The organism is Microcoleus sp. F4-D5 (genome assembly GCF_036704885.1).
Taxonomy (GTDB): domain Bacteria; phylum Cyanobacteriota; class Cyanobacteriia; order Cyanobacteriales; family Microcoleaceae; genus Microcoleus.
The window spans coordinates 270153-282891 of record NZ_JAUBSX010000001.1 but is presented as its reverse complement, the minus strand read 5'-3'; the positions used below and the strand labels follow the sequence as shown (position 1 = coordinate 282891).

Here is a 12739-nt window from a genome sequence, read left to right as displayed (position 1 = left end):
CGTTTGCACAAAGTAGCAGTCTTGGGGTTTTGACCTTTGAGCAATCCAAGTTGGTAGTTTCCGATAGCCAGTACAAATCGTTCCCTACCACCAGTAGTAGTCAAACTTACTGTCCAATCTTTTTCCCTAAAACAAAAGATACGGGTATCGTAAGTGACGCTAGTAGGAGCAAAGCGGATGACTGGCTTCCCATCTTTTTTAGCTGTTTTTCTGTTACCAGAAACCCGTCTAATAGCATGAATTGTCAACTGCGCCGAAAGTCCAAACATATCTCTGACATCGCGATCTACCAAGGATTGCATCGCCAATTCATTTGTCAGAGTTGGCGGCACAGTTTGAGTCACGTATTCACAAGCACTCGCGAACGCCTGAAGGGTTGCATCAATTTTGATGGACTGCTTAGGCGTTAGTTGGAGCTTGCAAGGGGCGGGTTCACTAACAATAATCGCCCCAAAACAAACAATCTCAAAAACCCGCCCCTACCCAACTTTCCAAGCCAAATGTACGTTCAGATTTACGGTGGGGTGGGGGCGGGTTTATATGAATTGTCGGTCATTGTTATGTATAGTTTGTGAACCAGCCCCTTGTATCTTAAAAGAGTTGGTCTAGCGCTCGTACCGTCAAGCAGGCGATCGCCAGATCAATGTGGCGCTCTTTCCCGACAAGTGGGCGATCGTACCGATAAGTAGGCGAAAGCTATATCAAGTAGGCGTAAATCTACAGAAACAAGAAAAATGTAGCGCAAGAGTGCAAGTTTCAGCAGAAAGTCTTGTTTAAGGACATCAGAAATCGGTGAAGTTGGCCCGCCCCGAGTGACTTTGGCAAGTCTGTTGCGTAGATAAGCTCCCATTACTGATGACAGGCACACTTTAAGCTGGACAGTATCTTAGGCTCTCGCTCTTGCGATCGGGAAAGCCTGCATTGACAAGGTTAGTATTCAATTGCCTGTCGGTTCTTTCATAAATCGGAGTACATCTGGAGCAAACAATGACATCAACAGTCTTAGGTATAGACATCAGTAAAAGAGACTTTCATGTCTCATTACTGAGAGAATGTCGTGCAACTAAACCCCAAAAATTTACGAACAATATTCAAGGGTTTGAGAGTTTATATAACTGGCTGAAACAACAAAATGTAGTGGGACTCCACGCTTGTATGGAAGCCACTAGCATTTTGGCGTGAAGCCTTAGCCGAATTCCTCTATGGGGCGGGCTTTCAGGTTAGTATTGTGAATCCAGCTAGGATTAAAGGGTTTGCTAAAAGCGAACTCCTACGAACTAAAACAGACTCGGTAGATGCGGCATTAATTGCTCGTTTTTGTGCGGCAATGAAACCCTCTCTATGGACACCAACCGCACCGTCCGTTAAAGAACTACAAGCCCTGTTGCGACGGCTAGAATCCGTGAGCGAAATGGCAAATCAAGAGCAGAACCGTCTGGAAACAGCTACGCCAACTGTTGCTGGCCTTACCCTTGCACACTTAGAGTATCTAAAAGAGCAACAAAAACTGATAAAAAAACTGATTAGTGACCATTTTGACCAACATCCACATTTAAAACAACAGCGTGACCTCTTGAGCTCAATTCCCGGAACTGGTGAACAGACGGCCTCGGTATTGTTAGCTGAAATTCGTGAGATTTCCGATTACGAAAATGCCCGTCAATTAGCTGCTTACGCGGGTTTAACTCCCTGTGAACGGAGTTCTGGGACTTCGGTTAAAGGCAAAACTCGTTTGTCCTGTACCGGTAATGTCCGACGAAAAAAGGCGCTGTATATGCCAGCAGTAGTAGCGATGCGTCACAACCCGTTACTCAAAGCTATGAGCGAACGATTATTGAGGCGCGGTAAAGTCAAAATGCAGGTGATTGGTGCTTTGATGCAAAAGTTAGTGCATTTAGCTTTTGGGATTTTAAAATCCCAAAAGCCTTTCGACCCCAATTATTTGACTGCTACCCCTTGACAGCTCAAGACAGTATCTACAACGTTGTGGTAATTCCAGCGACATCAATATACACAATACCCGTAGATACCGTAGGGTGCGCCGCCACAGATAATCTACTTTCCAATGTCGAAAATCTAGCAGCTACGCACCATACAAGGGGCGGGTTGTACCCGAAATATCGATCTGCAGCTAAAGATATCGATAAACCAGCCGCCCACAGACTTAAGGAAACAGTTGCGAAATCTGAACTTCTATTTCGGGAAATGCCAGCATTGACAAAATTACATCTTCATTAAATACTGTTTCTTGCCTGTAATTTCCACCCATCGGTTCGCGAAAAACATAAACTTGCCGCGTGTTAACATCAAGTATCCAATAATCAGGAATTCCCGCCTTAGCATAGGCCGGTGCTTTCCGCCTGCGGTCTGTTTCTAAAGTGGTATCAGCTATTTCTATTAATAAGAAAATATTGTCGGGTGCGGGATGAAAATCTTGGTACCGCCGGGGGTCGATTTGCACTGCAGCAATATCCGGTTCTGGTTCTGAATTATAACTTAGAGCGATCGGGTCTTGAATGCGAATTAAAGCAAGTCCTGTCAGCAGACTTCTTAGATAGTCGGCTGCACAAAGATTAGTTGCTGCGTGGCGAGGATTTTTTGCACTTTTTGAGATAATTTGCCCGTCAATTAATTCGACTCGTTCATCGGGATTGAGAATGCCAGTTTCGGTCATGCTGCGGTATTCGTCTACAGTCCACAAGCGTAAATCTGTTACAGTCATGGCACAAATTCGTTTGGCGACATTATCTATTATCCTAAAGGCAGAAACCGGGTTTTTTATCAAAATACTGGATTTGAGACTTTAACACTGGTAAAAAACCCGATTTATTTGGTGTAGTCCCGGACTACTTTAAATCCCAAACCCCAAATCTAAAATCCCAAATCTCAAATCTCAAATCTAAAATTACTCGGTCAACAATCTAGATTTTGCTGTAATTGCTCCCACACACCACAAAATAGCATTGACAATCTCCGATCGCTGAATATCTTCTTCATCTAAAAAACTTGCAAACTCTTCCTCAATATTCAAATGGTCTGCAAAATGATAAAGTATGCGCTTGTATTCAGTTGGCATCGGTATTAAAGTAGCTTTCACTAAATCTAAAAGCGGGTTCAAGCAGTTGAGGATAGTAGCTGACTCGTCAAAATCTTCGGCATCGAGCAAGTAAAGCGTTTCTGCTATGTCACAAATAGCGTCTATTTTTGTTGGTGAATTTTTCAGTTCGCTGACATCTATATCGCACAATTGGAGAGCGTTAATCGCTAATTCTGGACGGTTAAAAAATAGAAGTTGACCGCCGGCTACTAAAGGAGGCTCTTGTTCTCCATAGACAATTAGAGTATATAGATTCGGTATTTCGGTTTCGGGGTCAATGCGGAAACCGAACAGCCACAGCAATTTTTCTGGATTTTGGTTCGCGGTTTGCAGTGTTGTTGCAAAATTTTTTGGTTCTGACATTAATTTTTAATCCTATAAAATTTAGACTCTTAAACCCGGTTTCTACGGAAAATATGGGTGGTAGTAACACATATACAAAGAAACAGGGTTTAGGAAGGCGAGAGTGCCTAAGTTTTGTCCTACAAATTTTGCTGGATCGTGTCGCAGCACTCAGCAACAGTTGCTCTTTTTTCCATTGCTGCGACTAGGGCTTCGTAAGCTGATTGGTGGCTTTCGATCAGGTTTTTTGCTCGCAGCAAACCCCAGTTTTGTTTGAGTTGAATTTCGGAACTGGGACGGCCCAGTTGTGTTAAAATTGCGCTAATTTTGGTGCGGTCTTCTGCTCCTCCTTGTGCGCTGCCGTAAACAATTTTTTCTGCGACTATTCCGGCCATCCACACGGTGCAGTATTGGTCTAAAAGTTGGGAGGAAAGAGTGCCGTTTTGCAGTTGAGATGCTAATTGTTCGTCTTCAAATCGGACGCCGCCTTGGGCTGTTTGGCCTTGTTTGAAAGCTTCCCAAGCGTTGAGGGCGTAGCTGGTTACGGGAATTCCTAACAGGTGGGCGACTAGGAAGTGTCCGGCTTCGTGGTGAAGGATACGATCGCGCTTTTGTTTGGAAGTTCCTCCCAGCCAATCTAATAAAATGGTACCGCCTTGACCTTGCCACTGGAAACTGTCGAGGGTGGCTAGCCCCAACAGGCAAAAAGTGGCGATCGCAGGTACGGCTTCTGGCAAGTTGAAGGCGGGGCCTAACAATATTGAAACGGTGATGGCAAAGATAGAAATAGCGATAATATTCAAAGAAGTGTCTTTCATAATTGGCAATGGGTAACTGAGAATTGGTAATGGATAATTTGTAATAGGGAATTGGTTTTAGAGGTAAACTCAGGTACGATCGCGCGATCGGTTTGGCAGCCTCGGGTCATCGCAGCGCCCCGGACTTCCGACAAAAACACCATCTTCCAGTTTGACTGAAAATTGCCGCTCCGAAGCCGCCGATATTAAAAAGATATTAAAATAAGTCAAAGTCAAATAAAAGTGTTAGTGGAATCCTTCATGTCAGTTTTGGCAGCGATCGCAGTTTTAGGTATCTTGATTGTCGTTCACGAACTCGGCCACTTCATGGCGGCGAGACTTCAACACATCCACGTCAACCGCTTCTCCATCGGTTTCGGGCCCATCCTGTGGAAGTACCAAGGCCCGGAAACTGAATACGCCCTCCGCGCCTTTCCCCTGGGAGGTTTCGTGGGTTTTCCGGACGACGATCCAGACAGTACAATTCCCCCAAATGACCCGAATTTGCTCAAAAATCGCCCCGTGCTCGATCGGGCGATCGTCATTAGTGCAGGGGTAATTGCCAACTTGATTTTTGCTTACTTCCTGTTGGTGCTGCAATTTGGCACTGTCGGCAGTGCAGAAATGAACTACCTACCGGGAGTTAAAGTCCCGGAAGTCGCCGCGGAAGTCAGTTCGGCCGCCAAACAAGCGGGAATTCGATCGGGTGACGTTGTTTTGTCTGTTGACGGCAAGGAATTGGGCGCTTCCCGCGAAGCAATCAAATTATTGGTCACAGCAATCCAAGATCATCCCAACCAACCCCTAGCGTTGGAAATTCAGCGCCAAGAACAAAAATTTGTGGTGACAGTAACTCCTGAACTGTCGCCCGACGGCAAAGGTCGCATTGGCGTGCAGCTAACTTCTAACGGCACTGTCGTGCGGCAGAGGGCCGGAATTGTAGAGGCGTTTAGCAAGGCAGCCAAAGAATTTGAGCGGATTGTGGTGCTGACGGTTCAAGGTTTCGGGCAGTTACTTAGCAATTTCAGCCAGACTGCCGACAAGCTCTCAGGGCCTGTAGCGATTGTGGCTATTGGTGCAGGAATTGCCAAATCGGATGCTGCGAGTTTGTTTCAGTATGCTGTGCTAATTAGCATCAATTTGGCTGTGATTAATATCTTGCCTTTACCTGCTTTAGATGGCGGTCAGCTAGCTTTTCTCTTGATAGAAGGACTGCGGGGCAAGCCTCTGCCGAACCGCATTCAGGAAAATGTTATGCAGACTGGTTTGATGCTGTTGCTGGGTTTGGGAATTTTCTTGATTATTCGCGATACTGCTAATTTGGCTGGGTTCGATTTGATGGGCAATCTTCGGCAACAATAGTCAGTAGTCAGTAGTCAGTAGTCAGTAGTTGGTTGTTATTGATTATTGATTATTGATTATTGGTTATTGGTTATTGGTTATTTGTTGGTTGCCACTAATAACCAATAAGATTAGTCAACAGTTAAAAATTAACTGTCATTAGTCATTACAGCACTTTTGAATAATGACTAACATTCGCTCATGAAATTTGGTAAAAAAAGCAATGATTACACAACTGCAATCTCCGGAAAAATCAAAAATAGTCTACCCAGATGACAACGGAGAACCCATGTCAGATAATACCGAACAGTTTCGATTAATAGTCTGGATTAAAGAAAATTTAGAACTTTTGTTTGCGAGCGTTGCTGATGTTTTTGTGGCGGGTAACTTACTGTGGTATCCAGTAGAAGGAAATAATAAACTTGCTCAAGCACCAGATGTGCTGGTAGCATTTGGCAGACCGAAAAGATATCGAGGTTCCTACCAACAGTGGAACGAAGATAACATTCCGCCGCAAGTCGTGTTTGAAATTTTGTCGCCGGGAAACCGTCTAACTCCGATGATTCAAAAATTCAAATTTTACGAACGCTACGGCGTGGAAGAATATTACTTGTACAACCCGGAACAAGTGGATTTAACTATATGGCAGCGTCGAGACCAAGAATTAGAAGCTGTAGAATTAGCGGACGGTTGGGTAAGTCCCCGACTAGGAGTGCGGTTTCAACTATCAGAAACCGCACTGCAAATATTCGGACCTAACGGAGCGCCATTTGTAAGTTTTGTGGAACTCGCTCAACTGCGAGAGCAAGCAGAATTAAGAGCAGAACAAGAACAGCAAAGGGCAGAACAAGAACAGCAAAGGGCAGAACAAGAACGCCAAAGGGCCGAACAAGCAGAAACTTTGCTGGAACAAGAAAGAGCGCGATCGGAAGCTTTAGAAGCTCGACTCCGCTCCATGGGAATCGACCCCAATATTTTGTAAATCACTAATGGCTAATGGCTAATGACTGATGACTAATGACTGATGACTGATGACTAAAAAGTTAAGTTTAAAAAAACGATCGCTCGAAATTCTGATTCGCCTCAAACGCCTCTATCCAGAAGCTCCTTGCACTCTCAACTACGAAACTCCCGTGCAGTTGCTGGTGGCGACGATTCTCTCGGCTCAGTGTACGGACGAGCGAGTAAATTTGGTAACGCCGGCTTTGTTTAAGCGTTTTCCCGATGCGGTGGCTTTGGCAAATGCTGATTTAGAAGAATTGGAAAGTCTGGTGCGATCGACTGGTTTCTACCGCAATAAGTCTAAAAACATTAAAGGTGCTTGTCAGGCGATCGTCAATAAATTCAACAATCAAGTACCGCAGCGGATGGAACTGCTGCTAGAATTGCCCGGAGTTGCCCGCAAAACGGCTAATGTCGTTCTCGCCCACGCTTTTGGTATTAATATGGGCGTGACCGTAGACACTCACGTCAAACGTTTGACTCAGCGGTTGGGATTGACCGAACATACCGATCCTATAAGGATCGAGCGCGATTTGATGGTATTGTTGCCGCAGCCGGATTGGGAAAATTGGTCAATTCGGTTGGTTTATCACGGCAGGGCAGTTTGTAATGCGAGAAATCCGGCTTGCAATGTTTGCGAACTTGCAGATTTGTGTCCTTCTGCTAATAGTTTGGTGTTGCACCAAGGTTAAGTACAGGCAAGATGCCTGTACCACAAAAAAATTGAGTGATTGTGGAACAGGCATCTTGCCTGTTGCTAAAAATGTTGAGTGATTGTGGAACAGGCATCTTGCCTGTTGCTAAAAAAATTGAGTGATTGTGGAACAGGCATCTTGCCTGTTGCTAAAAATCTTGTTGACAAAAGAAATAATTCAAATAAACTCGATCCAAAATGACAAAAATATAGTACAATAGTAGATTGTGATTTATCTAAGGATATCAACAGATTATGGCTAAAAAGAGCATGGTCGAGCGCGAGAAAAAGCGCCAGAGACTCGTAGACAAGTACGCCGACAAGCGGGAAGACCTGAAAGACCAGTTTGAGCAAGCTAACAATCAGATGGACAAAATGGCGATTCACCGCCAACTGCAACAGCTACCCCGCAGCAGTTCGCGGACTCGCTTGCGGAACCGCTGCTGGGCAACTGGACGGCCCAGAGGTTACTATCGCGACTTCGGACTGTCTCGCAACATGATGCGAGAAATGGCTCACGAAGGTCTTTTGCCCGGTGTTGTGAAGTCTAGCTGGTAGCACGAAGGAAGAAGGGAGAAGGAAGAAGGAAGGAAGAAGAAAAAAACTCACAATTAATCGGCAGGATTAGGTTTGGGGTTGATTTTTGTTTCAGACTTATGAGTTAAATTTTCCTCCTTCTTGCTTCACTGGCCGCAGCATTTATCGATGCCGAGACTTTCGAGTAACAAGTCGCTGACGGCGTTGGCGATCGCAAATTCGCCGTAGAAGCTTTTAGAAAAATCATAGGCCTGCATTTCGGTGACGATCGCAATTACGAGGCTGCCCAAGTCGTTTTCCCCTTCCATGCGCTGGCGGACATAGATTTGGGCAGCTCTTTTGGCTATTTGCTGGTTGGCTGCTTCTGGGATAAACTCGGAATCTAGCCATGCCAGCAGCGTTTCTTGGAGCCATTGGCCTTCTTGTTCGGGGTTTTTGGCGGGCGGTAAGGTAATAGGTTCGATGGTTTCAGACATGATTATTCCTAATTGCTAATGTTGACTTTGAAAAGTCAATTGACAAATGAGAACTGATAAATATATGCAATATGATATACCGACAATTATACAAGGATACGCGCAAGGCTACTTCTTGATGGCAAATGACGGCGAGGAAAGTTTGGGGTGGTATTCGAGCCGTCAGCGGGCGCTGATTCCCCTGGATGAAAGATTTACCTATCCGAAATCCCTGCGCCGCCAACTCAATCAAAATCGGTTTTCGGTGGCTGTAAACCGCGATTTTGGGGCGGTGGTTGAGGGTTGTGCCGATCGCGAAACGACTTGGATTTCTAGGGAACTCAAACAGATTTACTGGGGTTTGTATGAGGCCGGTTGGGCTTACAGCTTCGAGACTTGGTGCGGCGACGAATTGGCGGGCGGTATTTTAGGATTGTCGATCGGCGGTGCGTTTATTGGGGAGTCGATGTTTTACCGAATTCCCGAGGGTTCTAAGGTGGCGATGGTGAAGTTGGTGGAGAGATTGCGCGATCGATCTTATCTACTATTCGACGCTCAAATGAACAATCCGCACTTGGAAAGATTCGGAGCTTATACTGTTAAGGAAAAACTGTACAACACTCTTTTACAAGCAGCTTTGAAGCGCCGCTGCTCGCTATTTTAAATAATTCGTCACTAGATATTTGGTTGTGGTTTCCGGCGCGGGTAGCTGCTTCAAACAATAGTATAATTAAGCTGAGACACTTCTCGGAGACAACCGCTATGCAAGTCACAACCGAAGAAATCATTTATCCCTCCAGCGACGGTCAACCGATGGCAGAAAGCACCATTCAATACGAATTAATTGTCAAAATTAAAGAAGGTTGCGAATCGCTGTTTAAGAATGACCCTAACGTTTTTGTAGCAGCCGATTTACTCTGGTATCCCGTTGAGGGAAGAATAGATATTTCTCAAGCACCTGATACGATGGTGGTGTTTGGCAGGCCAAAGGGCGATCGGCTTTCCTACATACAATATCGAGAGGACAATATTCCTCCCCAAGTCGTCTTTGAGATTCGCTCCCACAACGACAGACAAACCAAAATGAATAAGAAACTTTCATTTTATCAGCGTCACGGAGTTGAGGAATATTACCTTTACGATCCAGAAACAAATGAGTTGCAAGGTTGGCAAAGAATTGAGGGAGATTTAGAAGTAATTGAGCCGATGGAGGGATGGATAAGTCCGAGATTAGGAGTGCGATTTGAGTTGGGAGAAGATGGATTAGAAATTTATCGACCTGATGGCGAAAAGTTTCTTTCCTATGCGGAATTAGAAGAACAGCGGGCATTAGATCGCCAGCGTTTACAGCAAGAAGCTCAAAGAGCCGAACAAGCAGCTCAAATAGCCGAACAAGCAGCTCAAAGAGCCGAACAAGCAGAGCAAAAGTCTGAACGTTTAGCAGCCAAACTGCGCGAATTGAACATTGATCCTGATAGCATTTAACCTCGAATAAATGCTAAGAAACCCGGTTTCTCAAATAAATCGGGTTTCTGAGGATTGGGGTTATTTATTCTTTTAGGACTTACGCATCAAGACCAAAGAAACCGGGTTTTTTGCGATTTTGCCGACTGTAACGCGTCTTCTCGTAAAAACCCGGTTTCTGACCACCCGTGCGTAACTCTTATTCTTTTAAGGGCGAACGGGGAGATTTGGTCGATCGCCCCCCAGCTAAAATTACATATACTACAATATATAATACAGAAATTTGAGCCAAAATCCTTGGAGCTCAGAAAAATCAGAATCGAAGCCCCTTGAATGTGTAAAAATACTGAAGCAAACATTACTAAACCCTACACGGAGCAATTGTTGTGGATTCCAGATACAACCCCCAATCCATAGAAGAAAAATGGCAGCAGACATGGGCTGAGCAAAACTTAGACCAGATGCCAGAAGATACCCAAAAGCCTAAATTTTATGCCTTATCCATGTTCCCCTACCCCTCGGGAAACCTGCACATGGGCCACGTCCGCAACTACACAATCATCGATGTAATTGCCAGACTCAAGCGAATGCAAGGTTATCGGGTATTGAATCCGATGGGATGGGATGCTTTTGGTTTGCCCGCAGAAAATGCAGCCATCGAGCGAGGAATTCCCCCCGCACAATGGACTTATCAAAATATTGCCCAAATGAAAGGCTTATTTCGCCGGCTGGGTATTTCTTTCGACTGGACAAAAGAAGTTACAACTTGTTCTCCCGATTATTATCGGTGGACTCAATGGATTTTCTTGCAATTTTTAGAAGCTGGATTAGCATATCAAAAAGAAGCCGCAGTTAATTGGGACCCCATAGACCAAACAGTCTTAGCAAACGAACAAGTAGATAACGAAGGTCGTTCCTGGCGTTCCGGTGCCAAAGTCGAGCGCAAATTATTGCGGCAGTGGTTCCTCAAAATTACCGATTATGCCGAACAGTTATTAAACGACTTAGACAAATTGCCCGATTGGCCTGAAAGAGTCAAATTAATGCAAGCCAACTGGATCGGCAAATCAGTCGGTGCTTACTTGGAATTTCCGATTGTCGGAATGGATGAAAAAATCGCCGTTTTCACCACACGTCCCGATACAGTTTACGGCGTCAGTTATGTTGTTTTGGCACCGGAACATCCACTAACTCAGCGCGTGACAACCGAAGACAGAAAAGCCGCCGTAGAAACCTTCATCAAAGAAGTGGCCTCCCAAAGCGAGATCGATCGCACAGCCGAAGACAAACCAAAGCGCGGCATCCCCACAGGCGGCAAAGCAATCAATCCTTTCAACGGCGAAGAAATTCCCATTTGGATCGCCGATTATGTGCTGTACGAATACGGCACCGGCGCAGTTATGGGAGTACCAGCCCACGACACGCGAGATTTCAAATTTGCCAATCAATATCAACTGCCAATTAAAGTAGTAATTGTGGATGATGATGAGATTCCGCTGACCGAAGCTTACACAGAACCAGGAATTATGATTAATTCTGAAAGCTTCAACGGCATGGATTCAATTAAAGGCAAAGCAGCGATTATTCACCATGCCGAAAATGCAGGTTATGGCAAAGCTAGAGTCCAATATCGCTTGAGAGATTGGTTGATTTCTAGACAGCGTTATTGGGGCGCCCCCATTCCCGTAATTCACTGTCCCAACTGCGGCACAGTACCCGTACCCCAATCGGATTTGCCCGTATTATTGCCGGAAAAAGTAGAGTTCACTGGCAAAGGTTCGCCCTTGGCAAAGATGGAAGAATGGGTAAACGTTGCTTGTCCGAGTTGTGGCACTCCGGCGAAGCGGGAAACAGATACGATGGATACTTTTATCGATTCATCGTGGTATTTCTTGCGCTATCCCGATGCTCAAAATCAAGAGCAAGTCTTCGACAGTGCGAAAACAAATGATTGGATGCCAGTAGACCAATATGTCGGCGGCATCGAACACGCAATCTTGCACTTACTGTATTCGCGGTTCTTTACGAAGGTTTTGCGCGATCGGGGTTTGATCGATTGCGACGAACCATTTAAACGCCTGTTAACTCAAGGCATGGTGCAAGCAATGGCCTATAAAAATCCTGTTACTGGCAAATACTTTCCCCCAGCAGATATAGACCCCGCAAATCCCAAAGATCCTCAAACTGGCGAAGCTTTGCAAGTCTTCTACGAGAAGATGTCCAAATCAAAATACAACGGCGTTGACCCCTTGGAAGTTATGGGCAAATATGGGGTAGATACGGCGCGGATGTTTATTTTATTCAAAGCACCGCCAGAGAAGGATTTGGAGTGGGACGACGCTGATGTGGAAGGGCAATTTCGCTTTTTAAATCGCGTTTGGCGTTTGGTGACAGAGTTTGCTTCACCCCCCGCTGCCCCTCCTTGCCAAGGGGGGGAGAAAGACGTGCTAAGCAAGCCTGAGAAGGATTTGCGGCGGGCGATTCACACTGCAATTAAGGCAGTGAGCGAAGATTTGGAGGGTGATTATCAGTTCAATACTGCTGTTTCTGAAATGATGAAACTCAGCAATGCTTTGAATGATGCTAAATGTAAAGATTCGCCAGTTTATGCAGAAGGAATTAACACTTTGATTCGCTTGTTAGCGCCTTTTGCGCCGCATATGGCTGATGAATTGTGGCACAATACTGGTAATAGTGAATCGGTGCATACGCAAACTTGGCCGACTGTCGATCCATCTGCATTAGTTACCGATGAAATCACGCTGGTAATTCAAGTTATGGGCAAGACTCGCGGCACAATTCAAGTGCCTTCAGGTGCTGACAAAGCTGCTTTGGAAAAGTTTGCTCGCGAGTCGGAATTAGCCAAGCGTCACCTGGAAGGTAAGGAGATTAAAAAGGTAATTGTGGTGCCTGGAAAGTTGGTGAATTTCGTGGTAGCTTGAGTGTAAAAGTCGCTACCTGTAGGCAACGTATCGCTTCTTCACAAACAAAACCTAATCTCCTTTAAACA

Annotated in this window: 14 protein-coding genes and 2 pseudogenes; 10 read left to right on the top strand and 6 right to left on the bottom strand. The window is 45.2% G+C overall.

Going from position 1 to position 12739, the window contains the following annotated elements:
- A pseudogene (locus QUA80_RS01335) lies at nucleotides 1-344 on the bottom strand (RNA-guided endonuclease InsQ/TnpB family protein); the annotation flags it as partial.
- Between the two features lie 643 nt (nucleotides 345-987).
- On the opposite strand from QUA80_RS01335, the gene QUA80_RS01330 reads away from it, so the two are divergent.
- The 3 genes and pseudogenes from QUA80_RS01330 (at nucleotide 988) to QUA80_RS01320 (ending at nucleotide 1960) form a co-directional block, all read left to right on the top strand.
- Entirely contained in the window at nucleotides 988-1182 is a 195-nt protein-coding gene (locus QUA80_RS01330; protein WP_333420643.1) for a hypothetical protein, read from the top strand.
- 13 nt (nucleotides 1183-1195) lie between these two features.
- Nucleotides 1196-1432: pseudogene (locus tag QUA80_RS01325) on the top strand (IS110 family transposase); the annotation flags it as partial.
- Nucleotides 1412-1960, top strand: a complete 549-nt coding sequence (locus QUA80_RS01320; RefSeq protein ID WP_333420662.1) for a transposase — start codon at nucleotides 1412-1414, stop codon at nucleotides 1958-1960. The pseudogene QUA80_RS01325 and the gene QUA80_RS01320, both read left to right, overlap by 21 nt.
- A 204-nt stretch (nucleotides 1961-2164) precedes the next feature.
- On the opposite strand, the gene QUA80_RS01315 is transcribed toward QUA80_RS01320, so the two are convergent.
- The 4 genes from QUA80_RS01315 to QUA80_RS01300 all read right to left on the bottom strand — a co-directional run bounded on the left by QUA80_RS01315 (nucleotide 2165) and on the right by QUA80_RS01300 (nucleotide 4467).
- Nucleotides 2165-2722 (bottom strand): Uma2 family endonuclease, encoded by a 558-nt coding sequence (locus tag QUA80_RS01315; protein WP_333420641.1) that lies wholly within the window; start codon nucleotides 2720-2722, stop codon nucleotides 2165-2167.
- Nucleotides 2723-2905: 183 nt separating this feature from the next.
- A complete protein-coding gene (locus tag QUA80_RS01310; protein ID WP_333420639.1) occupies nucleotides 2906-3460 on the bottom strand; it encodes a hypothetical protein in 555 nt (184 codons plus the stop codon).
- A gap of 119 nt (nucleotides 3461-3579) precedes the next feature.
- On the bottom strand, nucleotides 3580-4257 hold the full coding sequence (locus tag QUA80_RS01305; protein WP_333420637.1) for an ATP-dependent Zn protease: 678 nt from the start codon (nucleotides 4255-4257) through the stop codon (nucleotides 3580-3582).
- A gap of 69 nt (nucleotides 4258-4326) precedes the next feature.
- Entirely contained in the window at nucleotides 4327-4467 is a 141-nt protein-coding gene (locus tag QUA80_RS01300) for a hypothetical protein (protein ID WP_333420635.1), read from the bottom strand.
- 30 nt (nucleotides 4468-4497) lie between these two features.
- On the opposite strand from QUA80_RS01300, the gene rseP reads away from it, so the two are divergent.
- The 4 genes from rseP to rpsN all read left to right on the top strand — a co-directional run bounded on the left by rseP (nucleotide 4498) and on the right by rpsN (nucleotide 7831).
- Nucleotides 4498-5598 carry an RIP metalloprotease RseP gene (rseP, locus tag QUA80_RS01295; protein ID WP_333420633.1) on the top strand — a complete coding sequence of 367 codons (1101 nt, stop codon included), beginning with the start codon at nucleotides 4498-4500 and terminating at the stop codon, nucleotides 5596-5598.
- 202 nt (nucleotides 5599-5800) lie between these two features.
- Nucleotides 5801-6559 (top strand): Uma2 family endonuclease, encoded by a 759-nt coding sequence (locus QUA80_RS01290; protein ID WP_333420631.1) that lies wholly within the window; start codon nucleotides 5801-5803, stop codon nucleotides 6557-6559.
- 49 nt (nucleotides 6560-6608) lie between these two features.
- On the top strand, nucleotides 6609-7271 hold the full coding sequence (gene nth / locus QUA80_RS01285) for an endonuclease III (RefSeq protein WP_333420629.1): 663 nt from the start codon (nucleotides 6609-6611) through the stop codon (nucleotides 7269-7271).
- Nucleotides 7272-7528: 257 nt separating this feature from the next.
- Nucleotides 7529-7831, top strand: a complete 303-nt coding sequence (gene rpsN, locus QUA80_RS01280) for a 30S ribosomal protein S14 (RefSeq protein ID WP_333420627.1) — start codon at nucleotides 7529-7531, stop codon at nucleotides 7829-7831.
- Nucleotides 7832-7956: 125 nt separating this feature from the next.
- On the opposite strand, the gene QUA80_RS01275 is transcribed toward rpsN, so the two are convergent.
- Complete coding sequence (locus QUA80_RS01275; protein ID WP_333261475.1) at nucleotides 7957-8286, bottom strand: hypothetical protein; 330 nt, start codon at nucleotides 8284-8286, stop codon at nucleotides 7957-7959.
- Nucleotides 8287-8350: 64 nt separating this feature from the next.
- Here QUA80_RS01275 and aat point away from each other — a divergent pair, with 64 nt between their 5' ends.
- From aat to leuS, 3 genes are all read left to right on the top strand, one after another.
- The gene (aat, locus tag QUA80_RS01270; RefSeq protein WP_333194709.1) at nucleotides 8351-8929 is read left to right on the top strand and encodes a leucyl/phenylalanyl-tRNA--protein transferase; all 579 of its coding nucleotides are present in this window, start codon (nucleotides 8351-8353) and stop codon (nucleotides 8927-8929) included.
- A 98-nt stretch (nucleotides 8930-9027) separates the two neighbouring features.
- Complete coding sequence (locus tag QUA80_RS01265) at nucleotides 9028-9750, top strand: Uma2 family endonuclease (protein ID WP_333420625.1); 723 nt, start codon at nucleotides 9028-9030, stop codon at nucleotides 9748-9750.
- A 365-nt stretch (nucleotides 9751-10115) separates the two neighbouring features.
- Nucleotides 10116-12671 carry a leucine--tRNA ligase gene (gene leuS, locus QUA80_RS01260; protein WP_333420623.1) on the top strand — a complete coding sequence of 852 codons (2556 nt, stop codon included), beginning with the start codon at nucleotides 10116-10118 and terminating at the stop codon, nucleotides 12669-12671.
- Nucleotides 12672-12739 lie beyond the last annotated feature (68 nt).

Bases quoted from the DNA above. Each gene is read 5' to 3' on its own strand.
- QUA80_RS01330 (WP_333420643.1), top strand. From the start codon at position 988: ATGACATCAACAGTCTTAGGTATAGACATCAGTAAAAGAGACTTTCAT.
- QUA80_RS01320 (WP_333420662.1), top strand. From the start codon at position 1,412: ATGGCAAATCAAGAGCAGAACCGTCTGGAAACAGCTACGCCAACTGTT.
- QUA80_RS01315 (WP_333420641.1), bottom strand. From the start codon at position 2,722: ATGACTGTAACAGATTTACGCTTGTGGACTGTAGACGAATACCGCAGC.
- QUA80_RS01310 (WP_333420639.1), bottom strand. From the start codon at position 3,460: ATGTCAGAACCAAAAAATTTTGCAACAACACTGCAAACCGCGAACCAA.
- QUA80_RS01305 (WP_333420637.1), bottom strand. From the start codon at position 4,257: ATGAAAGACACTTCTTTGAATATTATCGCTATTTCTATCTTTGCCATC.
- rseP (WP_333420633.1), top strand. From the start codon at position 4,498: ATGTCAGTTTTGGCAGCGATCGCAGTTTTAGGTATCTTGATTGTCGTT.
- QUA80_RS01290 (WP_333420631.1), top strand. From the start codon at position 5,801: ATGATTACACAACTGCAATCTCCGGAAAAATCAAAAATAGTCTACCCA.
- nth (WP_333420629.1), top strand. From the start codon at position 6,609: ATGACTAAAAAGTTAAGTTTAAAAAAACGATCGCTCGAAATTCTGATT.
- rpsN (WP_333420627.1), top strand. From the start codon at position 7,529: ATGGCTAAAAAGAGCATGGTCGAGCGCGAGAAAAAGCGCCAGAGACTC.
- QUA80_RS01275 (WP_333261475.1), bottom strand. From the start codon at position 8,286: ATGTCTGAAACCATCGAACCTATTACCTTACCGCCCGCCAAAAACCCC.
- aat (WP_333194709.1), top strand. From the start codon at position 8,351: ATGCAATATGATATACCGACAATTATACAAGGATACGCGCAAGGCTAC.
- QUA80_RS01265 (WP_333420625.1), top strand. From the start codon at position 9,028: ATGCAAGTCACAACCGAAGAAATCATTTATCCCTCCAGCGACGGTCAA.